Annotated in this window: 19 protein-coding genes and 1 pseudogene; 7 read left to right on the top strand and 13 right to left on the bottom strand. The window is 56.8% G+C overall.

The features are described 5' to 3' along the window. The first annotated feature begins 84 nt into the window (after positions 1 to 84). On the top strand, positions 85 to 1341 hold the full coding sequence (gene gabT, locus F3J39_RS10990) for a 4-aminobutyrate--2-oxoglutarate transaminase (protein ID WP_104085669.1): 1257 nt from the start codon (positions 85 to 87) through the stop codon (positions 1339 to 1341). Positions 1342 to 1442: 101 nt separating this feature from the next. After that, positions 1443 to 2837 carry a GABA permease gene (gene gabP / locus F3J39_RS10985; RefSeq protein WP_071668316.1) on the top strand — a complete coding sequence of 465 codons (1395 nt, stop codon included), beginning with the start codon at positions 1443 to 1445 and terminating at the stop codon, positions 2835 to 2837. A 29-nt stretch (positions 2838 to 2866) separates the two neighbouring features. On the opposite strand, the gene F3J39_RS10980 is transcribed toward gabP, so the two are convergent. Continuing rightward, complete coding sequence (locus tag F3J39_RS10980; protein ID WP_040113465.1) at positions 2867 to 3187, bottom strand: hypothetical protein; 321 nt, start codon at positions 3185 to 3187, stop codon at positions 2867 to 2869. Between the two features lie 115 nt (positions 3188 to 3302). On the opposite strand from F3J39_RS10980, the gene F3J39_RS10975 reads away from it, so the two are divergent. Together F3J39_RS10975 and F3J39_RS10970 are read left to right on the top strand one after the other, a co-directional pair. Then, positions 3303 to 4631 (top strand): glycoside hydrolase family 10 protein, encoded by a 1329-nt coding sequence (locus F3J39_RS10975; protein ID WP_304485925.1) that lies wholly within the window; start codon positions 3303 to 3305, stop codon positions 4629 to 4631. A gap of 51 nt (positions 4632 to 4682) precedes the next feature. Then, the gene (locus F3J39_RS10970) at positions 4683 to 5369 is read left to right on the top strand and encodes an RluA family pseudouridine synthase (protein WP_104085672.1); all 687 of its coding nucleotides are present in this window, start codon (positions 4683 to 4685) and stop codon (positions 5367 to 5369) included. A 12-nt stretch (positions 5370 to 5381) separates the two neighbouring features. On the opposite strand, the gene F3J39_RS10965 is transcribed toward F3J39_RS10970, so the two are convergent. From F3J39_RS10965 to F3J39_RS10955, 3 genes are all read right to left on the bottom strand, one after another. Next, positions 5382 to 5912, bottom strand: coding sequence for a DUF2058 domain-containing protein (locus tag F3J39_RS10965; RefSeq protein WP_094112280.1), 531 nt, complete (start codon positions 5910 to 5912; stop codon positions 5382 to 5384). A 115-nt stretch (positions 5913 to 6027) separates the two neighbouring features. Continuing rightward, positions 6028 to 8010, bottom strand: coding sequence for an autotransporter domain-containing protein (locus F3J39_RS10960; protein ID WP_104085673.1), 1983 nt, complete (start codon positions 8008 to 8010; stop codon positions 6028 to 6030). Between the two features lie 220 nt (positions 8011 to 8230). Further along, positions 8231 to 9358 (bottom strand): acyltransferase family protein, encoded by a 1128-nt coding sequence (locus tag F3J39_RS10955; RefSeq protein WP_104085674.1) that lies wholly within the window; start codon positions 9356 to 9358, stop codon positions 8231 to 8233. Positions 9359 to 9933: 575 nt separating this feature from the next. On the opposite strand from F3J39_RS10955, the gene F3J39_RS10950 reads away from it, so the two are divergent. Together F3J39_RS10950 and cybB are read left to right on the top strand one after the other, a co-directional pair. After that, positions 9934 to 10731 carry an SGNH/GDSL hydrolase family protein gene (locus F3J39_RS10950; RefSeq protein ID WP_052246545.1) on the top strand — a complete coding sequence of 266 codons (798 nt, stop codon included), beginning with the start codon at positions 9934 to 9936 and terminating at the stop codon, positions 10729 to 10731. Positions 10732 to 10823: 92 nt separating this feature from the next. Continuing rightward, complete coding sequence (gene cybB, locus F3J39_RS10945; protein ID WP_071668312.1) at positions 10824 to 11363, top strand: cytochrome b561; 540 nt, start codon at positions 10824 to 10826, stop codon at positions 11361 to 11363. Between the two features lie 32 nt (positions 11364 to 11395). Here the strand turns inward: cybB and F3J39_RS10940 are convergent, their stop codons facing one another. From F3J39_RS10940 to F3J39_RS10925, 4 genes are all read right to left on the bottom strand, one after another. Next, positions 11396 to 13336, bottom strand: coding sequence for a methyl-accepting chemotaxis protein (locus F3J39_RS10940; RefSeq protein WP_108569873.1), 1941 nt, complete (start codon positions 13334 to 13336; stop codon positions 11396 to 11398). 658 nt (positions 13337 to 13994) lie between these two features. Beyond that, positions 13995 to 14318 carry a YebG family protein gene (locus tag F3J39_RS10935; RefSeq protein ID WP_166714174.1) on the bottom strand — a complete coding sequence of 108 codons (324 nt, stop codon included), beginning with the start codon at positions 14316 to 14318 and terminating at the stop codon, positions 13995 to 13997. Positions 14319 to 14389: 71 nt separating this feature from the next. Further along, complete coding sequence (locus F3J39_RS10930) at positions 14390 to 15184, bottom strand: SIR2 family protein (RefSeq protein WP_034829783.1); 795 nt, start codon at positions 15182 to 15184, stop codon at positions 14390 to 14392. Next, positions 15181 to 15741, bottom strand: coding sequence for a non-canonical purine NTP pyrophosphatase (locus tag F3J39_RS10925; RefSeq protein ID WP_040113457.1), 561 nt, complete (start codon positions 15739 to 15741; stop codon positions 15181 to 15183). Before F3J39_RS10925 ends, F3J39_RS10930 begins: the two co-directional genes overlap by 4 nt. Positions 15742 to 16078: 337 nt before the next feature. Between F3J39_RS10925 and F3J39_RS10920 the strand changes: the two genes are divergently transcribed. Further along, entirely contained in the window at positions 16079 to 17473 is a 1395-nt protein-coding gene (locus F3J39_RS10920; protein ID WP_166714173.1) for an EAL domain-containing protein, read from the top strand. On the opposite strand, the gene F3J39_RS10915 is transcribed toward F3J39_RS10920, so the two are convergent. From F3J39_RS10915 to F3J39_RS18855, 5 genes and pseudogenes are all read right to left on the bottom strand, one after another. After that, positions 17467 to 18369, bottom strand: coding sequence for an ABC transporter substrate-binding protein (locus F3J39_RS10915; protein WP_094110874.1), 903 nt, complete (start codon positions 18367 to 18369; stop codon positions 17467 to 17469). The two genes, F3J39_RS10920 and F3J39_RS10915, sit on opposite strands and share 7 nt — an antisense overlap. Continuing rightward, a complete protein-coding gene (locus F3J39_RS10910; protein ID WP_040113455.1) occupies positions 18369 to 19163 on the bottom strand; it encodes an amino acid ABC transporter ATP-binding protein in 795 nt (264 codons plus the stop codon). Before F3J39_RS10910 ends, F3J39_RS10915 begins: the two co-directional genes overlap by 1 nt. Beyond that, positions 19147 to 20073 (bottom strand): amino acid ABC transporter permease, encoded by a 927-nt coding sequence (locus F3J39_RS10905; RefSeq protein ID WP_104085677.1) that lies wholly within the window; start codon positions 20071 to 20073, stop codon positions 19147 to 19149. The genes F3J39_RS10910 and F3J39_RS10905 overlap by 17 nt, the downstream gene beginning before the upstream one ends. 10 nt (positions 20074 to 20083) lie before the next feature. Then, entirely contained in the window at positions 20084 to 20593 is a 510-nt protein-coding gene (locus F3J39_RS10900) for a GNAT family N-acetyltransferase (RefSeq protein WP_104085678.1), read from the bottom strand. Between the two features lie 9 nt (positions 20594 to 20602). Further along, a pseudogene (locus F3J39_RS18855) lies at positions 20603 to 22869 on the bottom strand (NtaA/DmoA family FMN-dependent monooxygenase). Positions 22870 to 22937 lie beyond the last annotated feature (68 nt).

Here is a 22937-nt window from a genome sequence, read left to right as displayed (position 1 = left end):
TGGCTCTGGCAACCTGTGCCGCTGCAGGCATAAATAAGCGTGTTTGTCGTGATTTGTAAAGAAGCTTATCGCTAAGGAAAGGTTATGGAAGGTAAAAACAGCCAGCTGCAACAACGTAAAGATGACGCCCTGCCACGCGGCACCGGCAACCTGTGCCCGTGGTTTGTTGAGCAGGCGGAAAACGCCACGCTGCGCGACACTGAAGGTAATAGCTGGATCGACTTTGCCGGCGGTATTGCGGTTCTGAACACCGGCCATCGCCATCCGCGCGTCGTGCAGGCCATCAAAGATCAGTTAGAGAAGTTTACCCATACCGCTTTCCAGGTCACGCCTTATGAGAACTATGTTGCGCTGGCGGAACGCATTAACGATCTGGTTCCTATCGCCGGTAAAGTGAAAACCGCGTTTTTCAGCACCGGTGCTGAAGCGGTAGAGAATGCCGTTAAGGTTGCGCGCGCCGCCACGCGGCGTCACGGTATCATCACCTTTGGCAATGCGTTTCATGGCCGCACCTTTATGACCATGGCGATGACCGGCAAAGTGGCTCCCTATAAGCGCGACTTTGGCCCGATGCCCGCCTCCGTATTCCACGCCCGTTATCCAAACAGCGTCACCGGCATCACCACAGCAGATGCGCTGGCAAGTCTGGATGACCTCTTTACGCAGGATATCGCCCCGCAGGATGTGGCCGCGATCGTGCTGGAGCCGGTCCAGGGCGAAGGTGGCTTCCATATCGCCCCCCCTGAATTTATGACGCAGCTGCGCGCGCTGGCCGATCGGCACGGCATTCTGCTGATTGCTGATGAAGTACAAAGCGGATTTGGCCGCACCGGAAAAATCTTTGCCATGGAACACTATGGCGTGGAGCCGGACCTTATCACTATGGCAAAAAGCCTCGCCGGCGGTATGCCGCTCTCTGCCGTCAGCGGACGAGCAGAAATTATGGATGCGCCCGGTCCCGGCGGCCTGGGGGGAACCTATGCCGGTAACCCTCTCTCTATTGCGGCAGCGCACGCGGTGCTGGATGTCATCGCCGAAGAGCAGCTCTGCGAACGCTCCGTACAGCTTGGCGCTGCGCTGACCGAATTTCTGCAGGGAGTACGCGCCACGCAGCCTGCTATTACCGATATCCGCGCGCTGGGTTCCATGGTGGCCGTGGAGTTTGCTGATGCGCAGAGTGCGCAGGCGCTGCAGCAGCAGGCGATGGCGCAGGGGCTGCTGCTGCTGACCTGCGGACCGCAGGGTAACGTCATCCGCTTCCTCTATCCGCTGACGATTCCGGACGCGCAGTTCCGTCAGGCGCTCGATATTCTCGGCGGTCTGCTCACTCCGCAGCGTTAAACCGCGCTGCACCTCAGGCCTGTCCGCTGCAGGCCTGACTTGTCCACCTTCACGCCAGGCGGCGCTGTACGTCGCCTGAGAGACGATTCGGAGAAAAAACTATGACTGCTCAGAATGCCGACGTACTGGCACCAGGCCTGAAGCCGCGCCACGTGAGGATGCTATCTATTGCCGGCGTTATCGGGGCCGGCCTGTTTGTCGGATCCGGTCACGCCATCGCCGAAGCGGGACCGGCGGTGCTGCTCGCCTATATTGCCGCCGGTACGCTGGTGGTGCTGATTATGCGCATGCTGGCTGAAATGGCCGTCGCCTCGCCTGATTCCGGCTCTTTTTCCACCTATGCTGATAAATCGCTGGGGCGCTGGGCCGGTTTTACCATCGGCTGGCTCTACTGGTGGTTCTGGGTGCTGGTGATCCCGCTTGAAGCTAACGCCGCCGGCACTATCCTGCACGGCTGGTTTCCGCAGGTAGACGTCTGGGAATATACACTGGCGATTACGGCGTTTCTGACCATCAGTAATCTGTTCAGCGTGAAAAACTATGGCGAGTTTGAGTTCTGGTTTGCCCTGCTGAAGGTGGTAGCAATCGTCGGCTTCCTGGTCGCCGGTAGCCTGGCGGTATTTGGCCTGCTGCCCGGCAGCAATACGCAGGGGATCTCACATCTTTGGGATACCAAAGGCTTTATGCCAAACGGAATCAGCGCCGTACTGGCGGCTATTCTGACCACGATGTTCTCTTTCATGGGCACGGAGATTGTCACCATTGCCGCAGCGGAGTCGCGTGAACCGAAAAAGCAGATCACCCAGGCGACTAACTCCGTCATCTGGCGTATCGCGCTGTTTTATCTGCTGTCAATTTTCCTGGTGATTTCGCTGGTGCCGTGGAACAGTCCGGCGCTGATGAAGAACGGTTCTTATCAGACCGCTATGGAGATAATGAACATCCCGCACGCGCGTCTGATTGTCGATATTGTGGTACTGATTGCCGTCTGCAGCTGCCTGAACTCTGCGCTCTATACCGCCTCGCGTATGCTGTTTTCGCTGTCGCGCCGTCAGGATGCCCCCGCGGCCGCATCACGCACCACGCGCAGCGGTACCCCATGGGTTGCGGTATTGCTCTCAACCGCAGCGGCGTTTCTGGCGGTATTTGCCAACTACGTGGCACCCAGCGCCGTCTTTGAGTTCCTGCTGGCCAGCTCCGGAGCCATTGCGCTGCTGGTCTATCTGGTTATTGCAGCCTCTCACCTGGTGCTGCGTAAAAAGCGCGAGGCGCGTGGTGAGGTCCTGAGCTACCGCATGTGGCTCTTCCCGGGACTCACCTGGGCAACCATTGTGTTTATCATCGGCGTGCTGGGCTCCATGCTGTTTAATCAGCAGCATCGCCCGGAGATCATCGCAACCGCTATTCTGACGCTGCTGGTGCTGGCTGCCAGCCGGCTGGTACACCGCAAACGCGCGGCACGCCGCCACGCCAGAATGGTCGCCGTTCGTTCCTGAGTCACAGTGCCGGGCAGGGATGCCCGGTTTCAGTATACGTCGATGCTGATGGCTGACTCCGGCACATCAATTTTCACCACGCAGTGCGTCCAGACGGGCTGGCCCGGTGACAGTTCATGCTCAATGAAATAGTGCTGAAACGCTCTCAGTGCCTCCGTCAGGTCGCCTACGGCACGCGCATCAGGCTCAAACCAGTCAGGTTCGCCCTGCTCATCCAGATAGTTAAACTGATACTGTCCCCCCTCCTCATCAGCAAACAGTTCAGCCTGTACCGTCAGCTGACGTGCGTTCTCAGGCCCGCAGCTATAAATAATCTGTCCGATGCGGCGATAGAGATCTTCATATTGCATATTTTTTATTCCCGCGCGTGGATGGCGACACTGCACCACCCGTTAAGGTTGACTTTCTGCCGCATGCCCTGACAATGGCAGCGCCAGTTTTAGCCGTTTATAAAGGGAGTTTACCATAGCCTGTTTATCGCGTTTTCATCTGACAGCGCTGCTGCGCACCGCTGCGCTGGCGCTGCTACTGGCAGGCTGTGCCGGTACCCCCCCGAAGTCGCTGGTGACGCCGCTGCCGCTGCCGCCCGCGGCAAAGCCGCCGGTAACGCCTGCTCCGGACGCCCGGCGCGTGCCGATGCGCGGCGTATGGCTCACCACCGTTTCGCGCCTCGACTGGCCGCCAGTGACATCGGTGACGGCTGCACACCCTGAGCGTGTGCGTCTGCAGCAGGCGTCGCTTATCGCAAAACTGGACCAGTTAAAGCAGCTCGGGATCAACACAGTGTTTTTCCAGGTCAAGCCTGACGGTACCGCGCTCTGGTCCTCAAAGATCCTGCCGTGGTCCGATACCCTGACCGGCCATATCGGAGAGTATCCCGGCTACGATCCGCTGGCGTTTCTGCTGAAAGAAGCCCATCAGCGTGGCATAAAAGTGCACGCCTGGTTTAACCCCTATCGCGTCTCGACTAACGTCAAACCCGGCACCCTGCGCGAACTACAGCGTACGCTGGCGCAGCAGCCTGCCAGCGTCTATGTGCTGCATCCTGACTGGATCCGCACTGCCAGCGACCGGCTGGTACTGGACCCGGGTATTCCCGCCGCACGCGACTGGATCACCAGCATCGTGGCTGAAGTTGTTTCGCACTACGCCGTGGATGGCGTGCAGTTTGACGACTATTTCTACACGGAAACCGCGGCCTCTCCTCTGAATGACAGTGCGACTTTTCGGCAATATGGCGCCGGTTTTACCACTAAAGCTGACTGGCGGCGCAATAACACGCTACAGCTGATTGAACAGGTTTCCCGCACGATTAAAAAAGTGCGGCCCGGCGTGGCGTTTGGCGTCAGTCCGGCTGGAGTATGGCGCAATCTCTCTCACGACCCGGCGGGTTCCGATACGCGCGGGGCAGCCGCCTACGACGAGGCCTACGCCGATACGCGCCTCTGGGTTCAGCGTGGTCTGCTGGATTATATCGCGCCGCAGCTTTACTGGCCGTTTGCCCGCGCAGCAGCGCGCTATGACGTGCTGACCCGCTGGTGGGCGGACGTGGTCCGTCCGACGCCGGTGCAGCTCTACATTGGCGTTGCGCTCTATAAAGTGGGCGTGGCGTCTAAAATGGAGCCCGACTGGACGCGTCAGAATGGGGTACCCGAACTGCAAAAGCAGATTGAGCTGAATGAGTCGCTGCCGGATGTAGATGGCACCATTCTCTTCCGGGAAGGGTATCTGTCGCAGCCGCAGACGCAGGAGGCCGTGCGCTATCTGCAGAACCGCTGGAAAAGCCGCGACTGACCCGCATCAATCCGCTATCATCAGCGCCCGTTAGCCCGATTAGGATGTGCTATGTCTGCTGATTTTGACGCGTTTATTGCACCGCCGTGCCATGAACAGATCGCGGTAGTCTGGCAGGATGAGCACCTGCTGGTGATAGGTAAGCCCGCCGGTCTGCTGAGCCTCTCCGGTAAGAATCCGCAAAATAGCGATTCGGTGCATTACCGGCTGCTGCAGCGCTATCCCGGCTGTTCGCTGGTGCACCGGCTCGACTTTGGCACATCCGGCCTGATGATCATCGCCCGGAACAAAGCGATTAACGCTGCGCTCTCCGCGCAGTTCAGTACGCGCCGGGTGGGAAAAACCTATACCGCACTACTGTGCGGTCACCTGCCCGATGACGAAAGCGTGATAGATGCGCCGATAGCAAAGGATCCCGCGCACTTTCCGCTGATGTCGGTGTGCCCGGTGAAGGGTAAACCGGCGCGCTCGCGTTATCAGGTAACTGCACGCCTTTGCCCGCCTGAAGGGCCGCCGCTGACGCGGGTGATGCTGATGCCCGAAACCGGACGTACCCATCAGCTGCGTCTGCACTGCCAGCTGCTGGGTTACCCGATTCTGGGCTGCGACTTTTATGGTGGCCGGCAGTTGCCGGGAACAGAAGAGGCGCCGCGTCTGATGCTGCACGCCAGTGCGATCCGGTTTGTTCATCCGGTCAGCCAGCAGCCGCTACATCTGCAACTGCCGGCCCCGTTCTGAACGCCAGACTGCTTACCACATCAGATCATCCGGCACTTTAAAATCAGCATATGGATCGTCCTCATCCTGCGCTTCCTGACTCAGCGCGCTGTTCAGCACAATCGCGCTGGCGTCGCGCTGCGCAATTTTATCCGCCACGCTGGCCGGAATAATGGCGTAGTCGCTTTTCTCCGTAACCAGCCGGGCAATCGCCAGACGCCCGTTAATAAGCTGCGTCTGCGTCGTTTTATCAACGGTAATTTTTTTAATCAGATTGTTGTCGGTGAAATTAAAATCGATATCACCCCGGCCAATGGTGATGCGGTTCATCTCAATGAGCTGCTTTACCTGCGCCTTATACTCTTTTTCCAGCACCGCCTGACGCTGCTGATCATTAAGCTGCTTATCACGCTCAAGCTGCGCTTTTTTATTCTCTTCAACGGCCTGTTTCGCTTCGCGCGCCTGCACGCGTGACTTTTTGGCCGTGCGCTGCACTTTTTCCATTTTTTTGCTGGAGACTAATCCGGCTTTGAGCATCTGCTCCTGAAGAGTAAGTTTGGTCATGTCCGATCCTGAATCTGTTGGCTAATCTGCCGGATTATACCTGTTATTCACCGGGCTGTACCGGCCAGCCGCATCCGCGTGAGCGGATATCTGCAGCAGACGGCGCTCTCAGCGATCAGAAGGTGGCATTAATGCCTATATTCCATGTTATCTGCCGCCGATCGCTGTTGCCGCCGATCGCAGAAACGCCGGTAAACGCGCTGACGGCGTCAGTCAGCGGCACCGAGGCACCCGCTGCCGCCTCCAGCCAGCTATCATCGCCATTGCTAACCGTACGGGTAAAAGCCGTGCGCGTTGATTTTAGTCCACCGCGAACGCTGCTCTCAGCATCACCAAACTGACGGTTGTAGCTGATTTCCGCCCAGGGATTGACGGGCCACCGCGTGGTGTCGATACGCCAGCCGGCTGCGCCAGTCTGGGTATGCCGGGTCTGATCGGAAAAACGCATTGCGGTGCTGCTCTCTCCGTTTTCACGGTAGCCACCGGCGCGCGCGTAATCGAGCGCATAGCGCACAACCGGACCGGTAGAGAGATGTGCGGTCAGCGGGAAATCCCAGCCGCTCTGCACGCGAAAGCCCAGCAGTTTACCGCTGCTGTTTCCCTGTTCTGTACGGGTGGCCGGCCCGATTTGAACACGGCGCTCAATAGCGTCATAGCTGAGATCGCCGTAGTGCACGTCTGCGTTGATCCAGCCCTGCTCGAACAGCGTAAGCTGGCTGTAAAGCGCCACCAGATTGCCGCGCAGCTTGTATGAGTAACGATCGTCAGGATGCTGGCGCTGGTCGCTGCGTGACAGCACCAGACCCGCCTGCCAGCTATCGGTCAGCTGATATCCCATACCCAGCGTCAGGCTGGCCTGAGTGGCATCACCCGTAAGCAGATCGCTGCGGCGATAGTCAGCATGCTGCCCGGCGTAGCCACCAAACAGGCTAAACTCACCGGTACTCTGCGCCTGCTGACGCTGCTGCTGCAGATGTCCCTCCAGCGTATTTTGCATATCACGGGCCGCGCCTGCTGGCGCTGCGGTGAGCGATGAGACCAGCGCCGGTGCATCGAGAATCGAGCGGATATAATCGGCAATCATCGCATGTACCGCTGGCGAGGGGTGCAGCCGGTCAGCAAACAGAAAGCGCTGCGCCTCGCTGAAGCCTGGCGTGGCAGACGTACACTGGGCGGCGGATGTGCCTGGCGGGCAGGCCATACCGATGGTGTTGCTCAAACCATACCGCGCGGGGTCCGCGATCACTTCGCTGAGCAGGCCAGCGATATCAGCACGCACGATATTGCCTTTAAGCGCAGCCAGCCCCGCTTCCTCCTGCTGGTTAAATCCATCAGAGAGTGCCGTCACCTGCTCACTCAGCACCTGCCAGAGCGCGAACAGCTGCTGCGCCAGCGCATCGCGTACGGCAGGGATCGCAGAGACTTCTCCCGCCGCACGGCTGAATGCGGTCTGAATAGCCTGCTCGCGGGCAGCCTGACTCAGCACAGGCGTCGCGCTCAGCGACTGAAACGCCGCCTGCAGCGCTGAATCTGCCAGGGGGCCTGTCAGCTGCAGCACCGTCTCAATCATCAGCGGGGTTGTGCCAAGCTGCGGCACATTTGGCACGATTACCGTACCCGCACCTGCATCCAGCAGCGTTCGAACCTGTGCCGCCGCCGCGCTGGCGCTGGCTGCAACGGTTTGCGGCGCAGTCAGCGGATTTGCCAGCACCGCCGCCGCAATGTCATTGGCACCTGCCCAGTAAATATAGAGACCATTGCGCTCCGCGCGGCCGTTGTTACGCTGCAGCCAGCGCGCCAGCTGATCCTGCGTATTAAACGCCGGGTTAAGCGCCGGAACGGTCACGGCGCCGCCCTGAGCATAGTTATTTCCGCCCTGCGATGAAGGGCGCAGCGACAGGCCAGAGTCTGCTGCCAGAATTTCGTCATAGAGGGGATGCTGTGCACCATCATACGTAAAGCGACCGACATTGCCGCCATCGCTCAGGCTATCGCCAAATACAGTCAGGCTATCCCAGGCGTAAGCAGGCGCTGAGGCAACAAGAGTGGCAGCAATGGCACCGGCAAGCGCCAGGGGCGTAAAACAGGAATGAGGCATATCAGACTCCTGAAATACCCGATCGCCACGCTGGCGACGAGACGGGCGGACTACGCGTGCGGCTTATCCGCAGGCGGCGTGGTATTGCAGAAAAGGTGTAGACATTCAGAGAGGCATTTAACAGATTGTGACCGGGGATTTGCGGTATCCGTCAGAATAATCGGGTTCAGGGCGGTATAAAGCAGGGCCCGCCAGCAGGCGTGCTGACGGGCAAAACGGATTACATGCGGGCTTCGAGCGGCACCGGCACCTTCTTCGCTTTTGGCTTCAGGCCAAACATGAAAGAGGCAATGCGTGAACGCTTGATGAACCAGTAGCAGACGGCGCTCAGGCCGATACCGATAGCACAGTCAATCAGCACATACAGAACGGCATAGTTGGCAGGCAGCCAGTCATCAATAAGCCAGGAGAACGCAATCACCACCGGATAGTGCAGCAGATAGATGATCAGTGCTGAATCCACGATAGCGGTCAGTATGCGATTCTCTTTAACCTGGATTTTTTCAAAGGTGAACACCATCCAGTAAGAGAGCATGGCGGACAGCACGCTGCCCATCATTACCGGCACGTACTTCACCACGCCGCCGATATGATTATGCGCAACGTAATAGCAGCCCGCCCAGACGGCAGCCACCAGCGCGGCAATCAGCCAGTTGTTCATCAGCTTACTGTTTGCGTAATGCGCAATCTTCTCGCGATTGATATAGAGCGCATAGCCTGCCGTGTAGTAAACCAGGAAGCGCGCCGTAATCGGAATCAGCTCGATAAATTCGCCACGCCCTTTTACCAGGAATTTCAGCACAAAACAGGCGTTACCCAGCACAACCAGTAGCGCGATAAGCGCAGGCAGTGAGAGTTTGCCCAGCTGGCGCGCGGTCCACTGATAAAAGCTGCCGGGTATGGCCAGTGACATAATGCTCAGTGACACCAGAAACCACAGGTGATGCATCATGGTGTAGCTGTTCAGCCAGCCTTCCGCCGAGTAGGGGCGGTCATTTATCTGTCCAGAGATAAAATACATCAGTGGCGGAATAAACAGATAGGCTGAAATAAGCGGAATAAATACGCGCTTGCGACGGTTCTCGGTAAAAAACTGCTGTCCTTTACGGAGAATAATGAGGGCGGAAAACATCCCTGATAAAAAGAAAAAGACTTCCATCCTGAAGGTATGAAACATGCTCAACAGCGCAGTAAATATCTCAGCGGGATCGCGCTGCGCCGTATAATACCAGGGATTCTCGCCGGGCAAACTTCTTGAGGCATGTAACAAGACACCTTCCAGAATTAGCCCGGCACGCAGCAGATCCAGACCGATATTTCGGCTGGACAAAAAGGATTGTGTTTTCACATCGCATACCTTGATGGGGATAGTGAGCGGAATATAGGGGAATCGTGGACGGGGTAATACCAGAAAATTCTGTATACATTCCTGTGACTAACGATTCGGAATTTCGCTATTGTGTAAAAGTTGTAACTTTTTTACGGACCTGTTCAGTAAAGCAGCGTTATCTGTTTGAAAGTGTTAGAGAGTTAATGCTTTGAACCGGGTTAATGCCGCGCTGGCAGGCGGCCTTACTGACAAAGAAGCCCGGCTCCGCTAGCCTGAGCGCTTTTCCTACATCCTGGCCTGACAGGTGAAAATCATAAAAATGGTTAGCGTGGTCATCCTGAGACTCCAGAGCAGTCCCCTGTCCCCCTCCTGAAATCAGGTCCAGACTATTTTATAGTCACTATGCACATCATGCTGATTAAACAAATAATTTCACAGCGTTATTACCAGAGTTTAAGAATTAACCTGATTTTGATTTTTCACTGATGCTTTAAGATTGTATGACCTGCGTCACAGCTGTTATGGTTACATTTTACGTTTTAATTATTCGATCCATTAAATATTATTGAGCCTCACCAGGCGGGAAATTTGCTATGCCTTATTCACTGATTCGTTTTGCTTCATTATTGGTTACCGGATTTATCCTGCAAAATACCGCATGGGCAACGACGCCTGATACCAGTAATAACTTTATTATTGAAGCTTACGGTGGTTCAAGTACGCTGGGCGCAATGGCAGTCAGAGAGAATGGCAAACAACATAACATCAACATCAAAGACAATGAGATTGCCCTGATAAATAAGTGGCTTGGCGAAAAGTATGGCCCGGGCATCCGCGTGGTAAATAAGGGCGCAGCCTCTGCACAGGCAATGGATTTACTGCACCCGAAATACTTCTATAAAAAGAATAAAAGCTGGCGTGAAGAGATGCAGCGCTCGCCCGCTAAAATAATCCTGCTGAACTTCGCAACCAACGATGCGCGACACTTTCATTTCAAAGATACCGAAGCGAAATATATCGTCAGCCCGGATCAGTATACTAAAGTGATGACGGAGCTGATCGCGATTGCCCGCGAAGAGGGTAAACAGGTGGTATTGCAGGAGCCGCACCCGATTTGTGGCGGGGCAAAAAAGTGGAACGTTGCGCCTTATGTCACGAAGCTGGACGCACTGGCGCGCGCCGAGTCGCTGCCGCTGGCACGCCAGTATCAGCGTATTCTGCAAATGAAAGAGTGGCAGTCGCTGATGTCACCTGACTGTATTCATCCCTCTGAACAGCTCTATCGTATGAAAGCTGAGGAGACCTACTCCGTTCTGACCGCACATTTCAACAGTGAGCTTGCGGCGGCCGGTAAGTCAGGCAATGAGGCGCAACAGGTCGCCCGGCGCTGAGTTTCAGGCAGCAATGACGCAGAAAGGGCATTTTTTTCACTCTGCTTTCGGCTATTGTAGCGCTACCGCTTCGTACCGAATGGAATGGAATAATGAGCACAAAATATGCCCCCGCGCAGATTCTGCTTCACTGGCTGACATTTATTTTGATTGTTCTCGCTTATTGCACGATGGAGTTTCGCGGCCTGGCACCGCGCGGCTCCTGGCAGCGTCTCTTTATGGTGGTGACGCACTTCTCTGCTGGCAGCTGCGTGCTGCTGCTGATGCTGTCGCGTCTGGTGATGCGGTTTCGCCATCGCACGCCGGCTATTGTGCCGAAGCCCGCCCACTGGCAGACCGGCCTGGCACACCTTACTCATCTGGCAATCTACCTGCTGTTTATTACCCTGCCGGTGCTGGGCATTCTCTCCCGATTCTGGCTTGGCCGCGACTGGTGGCTATTTGGTATTTCGATGCCGGTCAGCGCCGCGCCCGATCCCGACCTGGCCGATACGCTGATTGAGTGGCATGAAACGCTGGTACCGCTGGGTTACTGGTTAATCGGCCTGCACGCGCTGGCGGCGCTGGCGCATCATTATCTGTTTAAGGACAATACGCTGCTGCGCATGATGCCTTCGCGCAAGCCGCGCTAACGGCAGCCCGGCACGCGGCCGGGCTGCGTCAGTCAGCTTAATGTGAAACGTGCGGCGGTGTGAGCGAGCTGCGCCGCCTGATCTTCCAGTGAGCTTGCTGCTGCCGACATCTGCTGAACCAGCGCCGCATTCTGCTGCGTAGCGCTATCCATCTCATTCACTGCAATGGTCACCTGGCTTATGCCGCGCGCCTGTTCATCAGATGCGATAACAATTTCATCGATAATATTGCGCACGGAGTTTACCGCCTGTGTCATTTCAGTCATGGTTTTACCGGCACGCTGAACCAGCCCGACGCCGCTGCTGACGCGCTCCCCGGACTCCTCGATCAGCGCAGCAATCTCTTTCACCGCGCTGGCGCTGCGCTGCGCCAGATTACGAACCTCAGAGGCCACGACGGCAAAGCCTCGCCCCTGCTCGCCGGCACGTGCAGCTTCCACCGCCGCGTTGAGCGCCAGAATATTCGTCTGAAATGCGATGCTGTTGATAATGGCAGTAATGTCGCCGATCTTTTTCGCGCTGTTATCTATCTGCGCCATCGTCTGCACCACTTCACCCACCAGTGTTTCGCCGCGGCTGGCAATATGCGTGGCATTTTCTGTCAGCGTGGTTGCCTGATGCGCATTTGCCGCGTTGTGTTTCACCGTAGCGGTAATCTGCTCCATACTGGCCGCGGTCTGCTCCAGCGCAGCCGCCTGCTCTTCGGTTCGCGATGCAAGATCGAGGTTGCCGCTGGCGATTTCGCCCGCGCCTTGCCGCACTGATGCGCTGGCGTCCTGAATCTGGCTTGCCATATCGCGCAGCTGCGTCTGCATTGTATGCAGCGCGTAAAACAGGCTGCTGCGATCCTGTGACACCAGCGGAATCGCGTTATCAAGTCTGCCGCCGGCCACCGCCAGCGCAATAGCCGTGGCTTCGGCCGGCTCGCCGCCAATCGGCTTAAGCACTTTCCGGCTGAACACCCATCCCAGCAGTACACTCACGGCAACGATGCTGATGAGCATCAGTATCAGCGCGTGCATCAGCTGGCGGTGCGCCGCCGCCATCACTTTGCTCACCGGTGCAACGACACCCAGATACCAGTGCTGGTCGCTGCTGCCGATAGTCACTGGCTGCCATGTTATCAGCGCCGCTTCCCCCAGTATGGCGTCATGCTGTTCAGTAACGGCACGGCTGAACCCATGCGTTTCTCCCTGCCAGGGTTTCGCGGTTTGCGTCTGGTCCGGATAGGAAACCACCCGGCCACCGCTGGAGAGCAGCATCGCATAGCCACTGCCTTCCCAGGGCCTGATCTTGTTGATGCGCGCCTGCAGCGCCGCCAGTGAGATATCAGAGGTCACTACGCCCCAGAGCTTGCCCTGACTGATAATGGGAGCGGCGACGGAAGTGAGTAACACAGGCACCCCGTTATAGGCGTAGCTGTAGGGTTCAATCAGCGTATCCTTACGACTTTTTTGTGGCAGCAGATAGTAATCTCCCTGCCCTGGCGTCAGCATCGAGGCCAGTGGATGCAGCCTGAAGCTGCCGCTGCTGTTGCGATCGACAAAGTAGGCGTAGCGTCCCTGAGGTGCAGCACCAGGCTGGCTGGCAAACTCCGCATCGCGGCCATCAAACGCATTTTGTTCAAATATCACAGAGATGGAGAGGTAATCGGGGTTGTCACGCAGAGTGGAGATAAGAAGCTGGTCCGCCACCTTCCGATCGCTGATCCCTGCCGCCGGCAGCGCAATCAGGCTATGTCCCAGATTATGCGCCACATCGCGCGCGTAACTCAGCTCCTGCTGAATCTGCAATGCCTGACTCTGCGCAATCTGCTGCAGATAGTTTTCCGCCAGCGACTTCTGTTCTCTGCTGGATTGCCAGCTGAGCACGCCGATGGTGATAGCAAAACCAAGGGTAATTGTGACCGCGCCCGTCAGCAGCATCTGAGTACGGGTACGCATTTTTCGCGTTATAACTGCTTTTGTGGCCATGATGGCGCTCCTGGGGTTGGCAAATCAGAGCAATAATTGCGCCACATCCTGGGCCACCAGCGATCCTTTATCACTCTATCGGCTCAACCGTGCTGAACTTGATGGCATCCGCACCCGGATTAAAAAATAATCAATATCGATGCCCGTAGGGGTCGCATTAATGCGACCCTGGCGTATTAATGCGACCCTGAGGTTAGGTGCGGAACGTGACCAGGGCGGCATTAATGCCGCCCCTACAGACGCCCCTACGGACGCCCCTACAGACGCCCCTACAGACGCCCCCGTAGGGGTCGCATTTATGCGACCCTGGCATATAAATGCCGCCCCTGGGGATTAATTAGGTATTTCACTGGCGGGTTGATCTGGCGCAAGAACTTTGTGCGCAACTGCTGTCAACGTATCTCCTGCAGGCTTTCCGCCCTTACGATTACAGGAGCATACAATGACAGGTAAAATGGGGTTAACCGGTTTTTTACTGGTGTGGCTGGTTTATGTTGTCTGGATGGTGAGCTACTACTCGGGAACCTTTTCACTCTTTTCACACTGATAAAATGGCCCGCATGCCGGGCTTTTTCAGGCTTAATCAGAAAGTAGCAAAGGTGAGTAAGGCGACAGCAAAACGCCGTCAGGAAGACGGCGCCGGGGTGCATCACAACGATCAGGCCGCTTTAACCGAGCGCACCTTTTTTTCAGGGGCAGAATCACTCTCTTTCACTTCAGATTTAGCATCTTTGTCTGCCGCCGCATCAGGCAGTTTGCTGGTGCGCAGAATATGCTGTACCGCGTCTTTCTGCTCTGCCAGCAGCATGCCCCAGGTTTCCGCTTCCGCATCCGCCAGCTCTGGCTTGATCTGCTGCAGCCAGTCGGTAAAGGCATCTGCCATATCGAGCATCTTATCCCAGGCATCGGCATCTTTTTTACTGGCAAACGTCATCTTCTCTTCACCTTTTCTGACTACAACATATTTGGTTTCGACTGCCATGATGCACCTCATTAACTGTATTTATATACAGTATATTCTGTTATGCAGCGATGAGCAAGTCTGCCCGCGTTTCAGGCAAGCAATTCCTCCAGAAAGGTGGCCAGCGCTTTTCGTGGGTCATCCTCTTCCGAGACAATCATCTCAATTCCCCACTGCCCCAGTACCTCTTTAGCCACCGGATTATTGCGATTGGTAAAAAGATACGATTTAGGCCGGGCAGTTGCGAGTCCGGTTCGTCCCCACATTTTAGTCAGCCGGTAGAACAGCAGGCGGATGTTGAAATCGCTGATGCTGTAGCCAACAAACAGCACCGAGTTACCCATCACGTCGTGCGTCAGTTTGATATCCAGTGGGGAATCAAAATAGAGACGTTCAAAATAGCTGCTCTCATCCAGCACAATCGAGGTATCGTCATCGAAATCGCCGTGAAGTTTAATGATGTGGCGCTTATCTTCAGTGAGTGAGACGAGATCGGCGGCGTTAGCCACTTTGCTATAGGGGACGTTGTGCGCCTCGTGAGCCATCTCCAGCCAGCGATCGTAATTGGTGGTGTAGATGCGCGAAAAATTACCCTGGGTGATCATGGTATGGATTTCGGAGCTGCGCACATCGATATCGGGCCGGTGCCACTCGCGATCCATCCAGCTGCGCAGCGGCCCCAGTGAGCCTTTGCGCTGCTTGTAATACTCCGCCAGCGACAGGTGTGTCCCGTAGGTGTTGAATATTTTCGGATCGTAGCCCAGCTCTTTTGCCAGATGGGCAATCAGTTCGTGCCACTCCGGCAGGCCAAGATTGCGGGAGATGCCGGCACCGGCAAACAGGATCAGTTTGCCGGCATCGTAGGCGCGTTTGAGTTCAGGCTTCATACATAACCCCGCGCGGTTTTGAGAAAGGCGGCAAAGCGATCCAGCGCCAGGCGCCGATTGGAGATCTCATTCTTTAGATCGCCCATTTCAGCAAAGGTCTGCGTATACCCTTCCGGGATAAACACGCAGTCCCACTGAAACTCCTGCGGCCCGGCCGGCTCTGGCGCAATGCGACCGCGCAGCTGTCCTTCAAACTGATACATCTTGCGACCATCGCAATACCCCAGCACGGTTTTTGCCGTCACGCAGGGCGTATCAAGGCCGCGTACCAGTTTGGTAAAGCGATCGGCATTGAGCCGGCTCCAGAAGATGCGCGTCAGTCCGGCTGGCAGACCGTTAAGCCCGTCCAGAAACAGGCCGGTATGCTCGACAAACAGCGGCCGCCCGATAATGGAAAACGCTTTAGTGAGCTTATCGCGTACCAGTTCAACCTCATTTTCCGTCTGGATCTCCTCAATCCGCCGCGCGATAGGCACCACTTCCACCCCTACCGGTTCAAGGATGGTACGCACTTCAGAGAGTTTGAGCTCGTTAGCCGATAAGAAACGAATTTTCATTGCAACCAGTAATGTTAAGTAGGGTTAAACTGCATTAGTGAGGTGATCCGGCTGTTTTCCGCCTGTTATTATATTTAGCACATCAGCCTGTGCCGGGAGTGATTCTACTCTGTGACCGGCGGAAGGAACAACCGCGCGCGCAATTTAGCGCAGGCAGATTGCGGTTCGCTTCCGTGAAAAGTTGCGCGATAACCCCCCGCCACGCATAAATATCATCTCTAATGTCAAATCTCCGGAGCAGATCAACGCGCAGAAAAAGCGCTGTGACAGCCGTCTCGCTTAGCACTAAGATAGCGCTCCTGAATACAATAAAACTAATCAATTACAGAGCAGAGTGATGATAGCGTTTTTGACTGCGGGCTATTCGCGTGTACGTAATTTGCCCTTCAGCCTGAAGGGAGAGAGCGCAGAAAAGAAGCTGCGCTTTACGCTGCTGATTGCGGGTGTGGCCAGCACTACCTCAGGCATTTATATGGCGCTGCTTAACGCCCATAGCCGTTCGCCAGCAATACCGTCGCTCTACTATCTGGGCGTGGCGCTGGGCCTCTATATCTGCGCCGTTGCCTTTCACGGCAAACTGCAGCGGCATCTGGCGATCGTCACGCATGCGCTGCTGTTTATCATTACAGCTCTGCTGCTGCTGGACAATGACCATCCTGCCGTTAAACCTTCTGCGTGTAATTATCTGATCGCACTGACCATCGGCTCGGCACTCGTCCTGCGGCAGCAGCCGCGCTATCTCAGCAAAATATTTCCGCTAATCTGCCTCGCCTGTTACCTCATTTTTACCCTGACCGGCCTGACCTGGCAGCAGGGATCGTTTCATTTTGCGCTGCCGGCGGAAGCCAGTTTCTACATTGTTAACTGTATCGTGCCCGTACTTTCTCTGCTGCTGACCGCGCTGACCTTTCGCGGCGATTACTCTGAAACTGACCTGATAAAGCGCGAACTCTCTGCCGCTGTCAGCCAGGATCAGCTCGAACTCTATTTTCAGCCGCAAGTGGATACCGGTAAACATCTGATCGGATTTGAAGCTCTGCTGCGCTGGAAACATCCGGTTAAAGGATTTATTTCACCGGACGTTTTTATCCCGGTAGCGGAAAAGAGTGGCCTGATGATTGAGATTGGCCGATGGGTTATGGAGCGCACGCTGCAGCATATGGCTGCCTGGGAGAGTCTCCGGCACGGCGACAGCCTGGTGTTTTCTGTCAATATCAGTCCTCTGCAGCTAATGCATCGTGACTTTACCGCTGAAACTCTGCTGCTGCTCTCGCGTTACAGGATCCAGCCACAGCGGCTTAAATTTGAGATCACCGAAAGCACCTTTATCTACGATCAGCAGCATATCAGCTCTGTTATCGCGCACTTCAGCCAGCTCGGCGTAAAATGGGCGATCGATGATTTTGGCGTCGGTTACTCTTCGCTGAAATCGCTCAGCGATTTTTCGATTGATGATATTAAAATTGACAAGTCGCTGATTATGCACATTTTTGAAAATGAATCTGCCGCTATTGTGGTGCATAAAACCATTGAGCTGACGCGCGAAATGGGGCTGAACGTGCTGGCTGAAGGCGTTGAAAGTGAAGAGATGTTTCACTACCTGCGCAGTCGCGGATGCCAGTTCTTCCAGGGCTATTACTTTGCCCGGCCTCTGCCAGCGGCAGAGGTGATAAGCTGGGTGAAAAAATATCAGGGTGAAAAACGGGGCCGCAGTGCGACCCGTCTTTACTGATAAACGATGCCCGGCGGATTGATCTGCGACTGCGCTACCGCCTCATCCTGCTCTCCCCAGCGCGTCAGTACCTGCTGATACTGTCCGCTGGCGATGGCATGATTAACCGCCTGCTGCAGCGCCGGGGCCAGCCCGTTACCCTTTTTGGTTGTGACGGCCACCCATGCCCGATACGGGCCGTGACCAACAACCGCTGTTTGCCCGCGCGACGCCGCTTTCCACGCCGCCACCGCCTGCGGGCCAAAGGTGGCATCGGCGCGTCCGGACAACAGCGCGAGCGTGGCAGAAGCGTCATCATTAAGATAGACAGGCTGCACCGGCGCTAATCCCTCCTGGCGGTTTTTCGCATCCCAGCCCAGCAGGATCTTCTCCTGATTAGTACCGGACCCGACAATGATGCGCCTGCCCGCGACATCCTGACGTCCGGTAATCGCAGAGATGGGACTCCCTTTCCGTACGGCAAAGGCGTGGTTGTCAGCCCGATAGGTGGCAAAGTCAAATTTGCGTTTACGCTCCTCGGTCACGGCGATATTAAACATGGCAACATCATAGCGTCCGGCGCTGATGCCGAGCGGCCACTCCTCCCACGAGGCGGGCACCAGCTTTAGCGTAAGGCCCAGACTTTCAGCCAGAAGTCGCGCCATATCGGGATCGCTGCCAATCAGCGTTTTGTTATCTGACGCCCATAACCCGATGGGCGGTGAGTTAGTGGCGCTGGTTGCGACCGTCAGAAAGCCGGGGTGAACAAACGCATAGTTCGCCGGAATTCTGGCTATCGCCTGCGGATCGGCGGCGATATGAATCGCCGTTTCATTATTAGCCGCATCCAGCGCCGCGCCCTGCGCGGCTGAAAACAGCAGGCCGGATGCCACCAGCGTCAGGATGAACCGCTTCATCACAGCACCCGGGCCAGAAAACGTCGGGTGCGCTCGTGGCGAGGCTGATTCAGCACCTGCACGCTGCTGCCCTGCTCAACCACGCGGCCGTCAACCATAAACACCACGTTGTCTGCCACTTCACGCGCAAAGCCAATCTCATGCGTCACAATCACCAGCGTGGTGCCGGAGCGCGCCAGCTTTTTAATGACGTCCAGAACCTCACCCACCAGCTCCGGATCCAGTGCCGACGTCGGCTCATCAAACAGCATCACGCGCGGATTGAGCATCAGCGCACGCGCAATCGCGATACGCTGCTGCTGACCACCCGAAAGATGGCGCGGCCAGGCGTCAGCTTTATGCCGCAGTCCCACCGTGTCCAGCAGCTCACCGGCGCGTTCAATCGCCGCACGTCGCGTAAGCTGACGATGTGCGATCGGCGCTTCAATCAGGTTTTCCAGCACGGTCAGGTGCGGAAAAAGATTGAAGTTCTGAAAAACGTAGCCGACGTTGACCCGCTGACGCAGTATTGCCCGCTCTTTAAGCTCATAGAGTTTATCGCCGCGGCGCTGATAACCGATATAGTCATCATCAATCTGAATAAAGCCCTCATCGACCCGCTCCAGGTGATTGATGGTGCGCAGCAGCGTTGACTTACCCGAACCGGAAGGCCCGAGAATAACCGTTACGGATCCCGGCGCCAGCGACAGCGAGACCGCGTCCAGCGCTTTGTGTTTACCAAACGACTTGCTGACGCCGGTGATGGTAACCGCCCCGGCAGCATAGGACGGGCGATAATCAATGGCTTCGGACATGAGAGCGCTCCTCAATAACAGCAGGGGTTGAATAACGATTACGCCACTGCCGCCAGCGCGATGGCTGCGGCTCGCGGGTTACGCTGCGCGCCAGCGAGCGTTCAACGCTGTGCTGCAACAGCGACAGTACCGTTGTGATAATCAGATACCAGGCGGCGCCCACCATCAGCAGCGGGATCACCTGCTGAGTGCGGTTGTAGATCATCTGAATGGTGTAAAACAGCTCTGGCATCGCCAGCACGTAAACCATCGACGTCCCTTTGGCCAGGCTGATGATTTCATTGAAGGTGGTTGGAATGATCGCGCGCAGTGCCTGCGGCAGGATGATGCGGAAGGTCCGGCGCGAAGAAGAGAGTCCCAGCGCTGACGCCGCCTCAAACTGCCCCTGGTCCACGCCGAGGAACCCGCCGCGGATAATCTCTGCGCTATAGGCGCTCTGCACCAGCGTCAGGCCGATCACCGCGGCCGGAAACTGGCCCAGCACATTAATGGTCTGGAAGTGACCCCACGACCAGGGCGTAAACGGGATCCCCAGCGATAACGTGTCATAGAGGTAGGAGAAGTTATAGAGAATGATCAGTACCACAATCAGCGGCAGCGAGCGGAACAGCCAGATATAGCCAAACGCCAGCGTGCTCAGCAGCCACGAGGAGGAGAGCCGGGCCAGCGCCAGCAGACCGCCGAAAATCAGACTCAGTACGGTGCCTGCCAGCGTCAGCAGCAGCGTCTGACCCAGGCCATTCAGGATCACCGGGTCAAAAAACCAGCGCGCAAATACTCCCCACTCCCAGCGCGGATTGAACGCGATGGAATCCACCACCGCTGCCAGAATAAACAGCGCCGCCACGGCGCCCAGGCTGCGCGCCGGATAGCGTGCCGGCACCACGGTCAGTTTTTGCGTCTCACTCATTTTCGGCTCCTCAGCTCGCCTGTGCCGCAGCGTGGACATCAATTATCTTCAGAAAGCGCAGGCGGCCGTCGTGCGGCGGCCGGCCGTAGATCTCCATATCTTCCAGCAGGGCAAACTGCGGCTGATAGCCGTGGCCGATATAGAGGCGCACCGCCTCCGGCTGACGAAAGCCGGTGGTCAGCCAGACACGCTGATAGCCGGCGCGCAGCGCACGACGCTCCAGCTCCTGCAGGATCTGTAGTGCCAGGCCCTGACGGCGCAGATCGGAGCGCGTCCAGATGCGTTTCAGTTCCGCCGTCTGTGCGTCATAGCGCTTGTAGGCGCCCATGGCGATAATTTCGCCATCCCGCTCCAGTACAATAAACAGGCCTCCCTGCGCAGGCAGAAACCACTCATCCTGCTCCACCTCATTCTGGCTGCTGAAATAGTCGCCATAGCGGGCAGCATATTCACCAAACAGGCCGGTAATAATCGGCTGCAGCTCTGCCGCTGCGGGTGAAACGTCACGAAAAAAATGCATATTGCCCCCTTAGTCGCCCAGGCCCGGTGGATTGATTTCCGAGCGGTCGAGCCGCTCAATGCCTTCGCCCCAGCGATTCAGCACCTTGTCGTAGTCGCCGTTTTGTATCACGCCGTTAAGCGCCGTATTGACTGGCTGCACCAGCCCGCCATCTTTTTTCACCGTCACTGCAATGTGCGCCGCTTTAGGCCAGCCGCCGTCCACGCTGCCCACCAGCCTGGTCTGCCCGTTGAGCGCCGCTTTCCAGGCGCCGATGACGTTGGGGCCAAAGTAAGCATCCGCACGTCCGGCCTGCAGTGAAAGCGTCTGCGCTGCGTCATCTTTGGTATAAACCGGGATAAACGGCTTCAGGCCCTTTGCGCGGTTTTCCTGATCCCACGCCAGTAAGATCGCTTCCTGATTGGTCCCGGAGCCAACAATAATGCGCAGGCCGGCAATATCTTCTGCTTTGCTGAGCGAAGCGATTGGGCTGCTCTTTTTCACATAAAAGCCCAGCGAGTCTTTGCGGTAGGTGGCAAAATCAAAACGCTCTTTGCGCGCTTTTGTGACGGTTACGTTGGTGATCGCCGCGTCATATTTGCCGGACGCCACGCCGAGCGGCCAGTCTTCCCAGGAGGTTGGCACGACGTTGAGCTTCAGGCCGAGGCTGTCCGCCACCAGACGCGCCATATCCACTTCGCTGCCAAGCAGCGTTTTGTTGTCGTCGCTGAACACCGTAAGCGGAGGGGAATTAAGGGCGGCCACCGCCACGGTAAACGCGCCAGGTACAGCAAACCGGTGTCCGGCCGGGATCTGCGCGATAGCCGCTGCATTTTTTGCAGTGTTAATGGGCGTCTTATTCGCCTCCACGCTGACCTGCTGCCCGTTAACGGCGACGTTTTCCGCCCCGGCAGCGCTGCTTAGCCCCAGTAACAGCAGCGCTATCAATGATTTTTTCTGCATAGCATTCATCCTGATCGTTATTATGATGTGAACTGATTTTCGGGGGTCTGCAGACCCAGACTGGCGCGCAGCGTGGTGCCCGGATAGTCGCGCCGGCTTAGTCCGCGCGCCTGCAACAGCGGGATAACCCGATCGACAAAGCGTTCAAACGTGTCGGGCGTTCCGCCCTGGATAATGAAACCGTCAGCAGCTTTCTGTTCAAACCAGTGCTGCAGGCCATCGGCGACCTGTTCTGGCGTGCCGTGAAACAGCGGCCGCGGCGTGGCCGCTTCCAGCGCGGCCTGGCGCAGCGTCTGACCGCGCACGCGGGCGTTGCGTTTTATTTCATCGGTGGTGCTGCGGAAGCTGTTCTGACCGATATCACCCAGTTCTGGGAAAGGTTCATCCAGCGGGTAGCGTGAGAAATCATGGTGGTCAAAGAACCGCCCCAGATAATTAAGCGCATCCGGCACTGAGACCAGCTGCGCGGTAGCCTGATACTGCTGCTCAACATCTGCGGCATCGTCACCGACGATCACGCTGACGCCCTGAAAGATATGGAGGTCATCCGCGGCGCGTCCGTTTTCGGCCAGCTGCTGTTTAACATCGCGCCAGAACGCCTGCGCCTCTTCCAGGGTCGCATGGTGGGTAAAAATCGCATCCGCATGGCGCGCGGCCAGCCGCCGTCCGTCTCCGGAGGCGCCCGCCTGGAAAATGATCGGTCGCCCCTGCGGCGTACGCTCAATATTCAGCGGCCCCTGCACCTGAAAGAAATCGCCGCGGTGATCGGGCGTATGCAGCTTGGCCGGATCGAAAAACTGACCGCTGCGCTTGTCGCGTACAAAGGCGCCCTCTTCCCAGGAATCCCACAGGCCTTTCACCACCTGCAAATACTCATCCGCAATCCGGTAACGCAGCGCGTGTTCCGGATGCTGCTGACGCGAGAAATTTTTGGCCGATCCTTCCAGCGGCGAGGTCACAACGTTCCAGCCGGCACGGCCGCCGCTGAGATGGTCGAGGCTGGCGAACTGCCGGGCGATGGTAAAAGGATCGCTATAAGAGGTTGAGACGGTGCCAACCAGGCCAAGATGCTCTGTGACCGCCGCCAGCGCTGAGAGCAGCGTCAGCGGTTCAAAGCGATTGAGGAAGTGCGGAATCGATTTTTCATTGATATAGAGACCGTCAGCGACAAACAGAAAATCGAGTTTGCCCGCTTCCGCCTTGCGCGCAATTTTTCTGGCGTAGTCAAAACTGATGCTGGCGTCAGCCTGCGCAGCCGGATGCCGCCAGGCGGACATATTGCCTGACGCGCCGTGTAATATCGTACCGAGACGTAATTCTCTTTTACTCATTATAAACTCCTGACAAAGCAGAGCCGTCGGCAGCGCAGAGGTTGCCGGGCGAAAAAGGTAAACGTTGTTAT

Source organism: Pantoea sp. Acro-807 (genome assembly GCF_011752675.1).
GTDB lineage: Bacteria > Pseudomonadota > Gammaproteobacteria > Enterobacterales > Enterobacteriaceae > Pantoea > Pantoea eucrina.
Note: the sequence above shows the minus strand (reverse complement) of the source record. Positions and strands in the feature narration are given on the sequence as shown.

Coding starts and splice junctions, on each gene's coding strand:
- gabT (WP_104085669.1), top strand. CDS start 85: ATGGAAGGTAAAAACAGCCAGCTGCAACAACGTAAAGATGACGCCCTG.
- gabP (WP_071668316.1), top strand. CDS start 1,443: ATGACTGCTCAGAATGCCGACGTACTGGCACCAGGCCTGAAGCCGCGC.
- F3J39_RS10980 (WP_040113465.1), bottom strand. CDS start 3,187: ATGCAATATGAAGATCTCTATCGCCGCATCGGACAGATTATTTATAGC.
- F3J39_RS10970 (WP_104085672.1), top strand. CDS start 4,683: ATGTCTGCTGATTTTGACGCGTTTATTGCACCGCCGTGCCATGAACAG.
- F3J39_RS10965 (WP_094112280.1), bottom strand. CDS start 5,912: ATGACCAAACTTACTCTTCAGGAGCAGATGCTCAAAGCCGGATTAGTC.
- F3J39_RS10960 (WP_104085673.1), bottom strand. CDS start 8,010: ATGCCTCATTCCTGTTTTACGCCCCTGGCGCTTGCCGGTGCCATTGCT.
- F3J39_RS10950 (WP_052246545.1), top strand. CDS start 9,934: ATGCCTTATTCACTGATTCGTTTTGCTTCATTATTGGTTACCGGATTT.
- cybB (WP_071668312.1), top strand. CDS start 10,824: ATGAGCACAAAATATGCCCCCGCGCAGATTCTGCTTCACTGGCTGACA.
- F3J39_RS10940 (WP_108569873.1), bottom strand. CDS start 13,336: ATGGCCACAAAAGCAGTTATAACGCGAAAAATGCGTACCCGTACTCAG.
- F3J39_RS10935 (WP_166714174.1), bottom strand. CDS start 14,318: ATGGCAGTCGAAACCAAATATGTTGTAGTCAGAAAAGGTGAAGAGAAG.
- F3J39_RS10930 (WP_034829783.1), bottom strand. CDS start 15,184: ATGAAGCCTGAACTCAAACGCGCCTACGATGCCGGCAAACTGATCCTG.
- F3J39_RS10925 (WP_040113457.1), bottom strand. CDS start 15,741: ATGAAAATTCGTTTCTTATCGGCTAACGAGCTCAAACTCTCTGAAGTG.
- F3J39_RS10920 (WP_166714173.1), top strand. CDS start 16,079: ATGATAGCGTTTTTGACTGCGGGCTATTCGCGTGTACGTAATTTGCCC.
- F3J39_RS10915 (WP_094110874.1), bottom strand. CDS start 18,369: ATGAAGCGGTTCATCCTGACGCTGGTGGCATCCGGCCTGCTGTTTTCA.
- F3J39_RS10910 (WP_040113455.1), bottom strand. CDS start 19,163: ATGTCCGAAGCCATTGATTATCGCCCGTCCTATGCTGCCGGGGCGGTT.
- F3J39_RS10905 (WP_104085677.1), bottom strand. CDS start 20,073: ATGAGTGAGACGCAAAAACTGACCGTGGTGCCGGCACGCTATCCGGCG.
- F3J39_RS10900 (WP_104085678.1), bottom strand. CDS start 20,593: ATGCATTTTTTTCGTGACGTTTCACCCGCAGCGGCAGAGCTGCAGCCG.